4 protein-coding genes are annotated in these 3,162 nt (G+C 63.5%); 2 read left to right on the top strand and 2 right to left on the bottom strand.

Annotated elements, in window-relative coordinates; genetic code table 11:
* On the top strand, positions 1-193 hold a 193-nt coding region (locus tag EN935_RS28490), incomplete at its 5' end, for an FCD domain-containing protein (protein WP_127373858.1).
* Between the two features lie 43 nt (positions 194-236).
* The gene (locus EN935_RS28485) at positions 237-1,814 is read left to right on the top strand and encodes a GMC family oxidoreductase N-terminal domain-containing protein (RefSeq protein WP_164757867.1); all 1,578 of its coding nucleotides are present in this window, start codon (positions 237-239) and stop codon (positions 1,812-1,814) included.
* Between the two features lie 25 nt (positions 1,815-1,839).
* Here the strand turns inward: EN935_RS28485 and EN935_RS28480 are convergent, their stop codons facing one another.
* On the bottom strand, positions 1,840-2,580 hold the full coding sequence (locus EN935_RS28480) for a GGDEF domain-containing protein (protein WP_164757868.1): 741 nt from the start codon (positions 2,578-2,580) through the stop codon (positions 1,840-1,842).
* A gap of 195 nt (positions 2,581-2,775) precedes the next feature.
* Positions 2,776-3,162: thermonuclease family protein (locus tag EN935_RS28475; RefSeq protein WP_164771399.1), on the bottom strand; the 387-nt coding region annotated here is incomplete at its 5' end.

Below are 3,162 nucleotides of genomic sequence, written 5' to 3'. Positions count from 1 at the left end.
GGTGAAGGTAGCGCGCACCGCGGCGCCCACCTGCCCCAAGCGGATCGCCCAGCGCGACGGCGAGCATCGGCTGATCGCCGAAGCGATCTCGCAGCGCGATCCCGAAGCGGCGGAGGCCGCAATGCGCGCGCACCTTTTGTCCGTGCAGAGACAGATCATGGAACGGTCGAATGCCGGCGCCTTTGCCGCGTGATCGTATCAGCCTCTGACGTCGAGCCTGTGCGGGGAGTTTCAAATTGAAACGTCATTTCGACGTGCTGGTCATCGGCGCAGGATCCGCCGGCTCGGTTGTTGCCAGCCGGCTCAGTGAAGACCGGTCGTGCCAGGTCGGCCTCATCGAGGCCGGGGCGATGCCGGCCGATCCCGATATCGCCGACCCGCTGAAATGGACGATGCTTCAGGGCCGCGCCTACGACTGGAGCTACCGGACCGTGCCCCAGCCTTTCACCGCCAACCGCGTCCATGAATGGCCACGCGGCAAGATCGTCGGCGGCTCGAGCTGCCTGCATGCAATGGCCTATGTGCGCGGCCATCCCGTTGATTTCGAATCCTGGGCACAAGCCGGCGGCGAGCGCTGGTCCTATCTAGGATTGTTGCCGGGCTTCATCCGCAGCGAAGCCTTCACCGCCTTCGACGGGCCGGCACGCGGCAAGGGCGGCCCGCTGGACGTCTATCTGCCGGACGCCGAGGTCAGTCCGATCGTGCGTGCTTACATCGCCGCCGGGCAAGCCATGGGGGCTCCCAGCCTGACTGACCACAACAGCGGCGAACTGGTCGGCACCAGCACCAATTCGCTCAACATACGCGACGGCAGGCGCCTGAGCGTCGCCGACGCCTATCTGCCGCCGCAGGTCATGGCGCGGCCGAACCTGACCTTGCTCGTCGGCCACGAGGTCGAGCATCTGGCGTTGAACGGCCACAAGGTCACGGGCGTGAGCGTGGTGTGCGAGGGTGAGACCAGAACGCTCTGCGCCGACCGGATTGTCCTTTGCGCCGGCGCCGTGTCCACCCCGCTCATCCTCATGCGGTCAGGCATTGGTTGTCCCGATACCCTCAAGCAGGCTGACATACGCTGTCTTGCCGATCGACACGATGTCGGCCGCCACCTTCAGGACCATCTGCTGGCTCTTGGAAATGTCTACAGCACGAAAAAGCCGGTGCCGCCGTCGCGCCTGCAGCATTCCGAATCGCTGATGTACCTGCATGGTGACGACCCTACCCGTTCCACGGGAAGCCCCGACATCGTGCTCGCCTGCGTCGTCGCTCCGTCAGCGGCCGAGGGCCTGAACGCCCCGCCCTATGGCTCCGCCTTCACGATCCTGTGCGGCGTCACCCATCCGACAAGCCGCGGGCGCATCGCCCCAAGCGGGCCGGGCCGTAACGATGCGCCGCTCATCGATCCGCACTATCTCGAAACCGAACACGACCGCACGGTCTTCAGGATGGCGTTGAAGCGGGCACGCATGGTCGGCCATCATGCGGCTCTGGACGAATGGCGCGATGCGGAGATCCTGCCGGGCGCACCGGTTCAGTCCGATGATGAGCTCGATGCCTTCATCGCCAGGGCCGCTTCCACCCATCATCATCCGGCTGGCACATGCCGGATGGGTCGTGATGCCGACGCCGTCGTCGACGCTGACCTGCGGCTGAACGGTTTTGACAACATCTTTATCGTCGACGCTTCGGTGATGCCGGCGATCCCGAGCGGGCCGATCAACGCCGCAATCGTCGCCATCGCGGAAACCTGGGCAGCGTCTACACGGGTTACCGCGTCAACGGCGGCCGCCGCGTCTGACAATTCCCCTGGTGTTTGAACGGCGGCGCTGGCCCCGGCGGTTGTCAGCTGTGGAGGTGCGTCAGTTCAAACGCCGCTCCGTCCTGGATGCCGGCCATGCGCTGCTCGGCGGACCGGAACATGTCCGCGAACTCCACCTGGTTGTCGAACACCACGCCGCCGACTTTGACGATCAGGGCATCCTCGGTTCCTTTTGGTGCGAAATAAACTTGCGCGATACGCGCCCGGATACGCTCCCCGATTTCCCTGGCTTCCGCTTCGGTGGCGCCTGAGAGGAAAACCCCGAACATCGAAGTGCCTATGCGTCCAACCAGATCTTCCGCGCGCACCGATGATTGTATGGTTGAGGCGACGAGCCGCAAAGCCTCATCGCCCCATTCAAGACCAAAGCGCAGGTTGATGGACCGCAAATGTTCCGAATGGATGACCAAGAAGGCGCCCGATCCCGGACCCGGCGCCGCTGGCCTTGCTGTTCTTCGTTCGACCATCGACGTGAAGACCGCTCCGTTCAGGCAGCCTGTCGTGGTGTCGAAGGTTGCCGACTTGTCGAGTTCCCGGCGATAGCGACGGACCTCGATCTGCTTCAAGCCAAGGAACAGAAAAAGCGGAACACCAAGGACAACAGGCAACAGGATTGCCGTGACCATGCTGCGCCCAAATGGCGTCAGCGCCTCCGAGAACAGGAGCAGATAGTTGAGGCCGATGGAAAGGGCCAAAATTCCGGTGGTTCCCAGAAAGGTCAGCCAAGCGACGCCTTTCCATGCCGGAGCGGTGGTGGTCGCCATTGTCTTTGTCACTGGCCGATCTCCTGTGGATGGGCTGGTATAGAGCCGGCGTGCTGCAATTCGGTTTCGAGGAACCTTCCAATTTGATGCATCGGCGGCATGATCTCGTCGAGGTCGCGGACGAAATCGGTCTGTCCCAGGGAAAGCTGCGCCCGTGACGGTTGACAAACAAAATATCAGGAGCTGAGCAACCAGCTATTGTGCAGGCCCGAATATGCCCATCTCCGCATCCCTGGCTGTCGCCTCCGCTTTGCCGTAGATACCGCTCGGCAGCGCCATGGCCCAGCCGTTGGAGACAAGCCAGGCGCCGACATCCTGCTTGCCCAGGCTGCACGGTGCGGCGATGGCAAAACGCTCGACGTCCGGCGGCACGAAACATTTCAGCGCGCGTCCCCTCAGCCAGGAATTGAAAGCGGCGCGTGCACGCTCTCCGCAGGGCCAGGTGGCCTCGTGAAACGAGCAGGATCTGTCGAGGTCGATGTCTTGCACCCCGCTGATGACCACCTTCCGGCCCATGGATTCGAACATCGCCGACGACGTGGCAACAGGGCGGTAGAGCAAGACCTCCCGCCAGTCCCCGGG

Origin of the sequence: Mesorhizobium sp. M7D.F.Ca.US.004.03.1.1 (assembly GCF_003998635.1) — a bacterium.
In the GTDB taxonomy this organism is placed as follows: Bacteria; Pseudomonadota; Alphaproteobacteria; order Rhizobiales; family Rhizobiaceae; genus Mesorhizobium; species Mesorhizobium loti.
The sequence above is the reverse complement of the archived record's forward strand: the minus strand, read 5'-3'. Positions and strand labels throughout refer to the sequence as shown.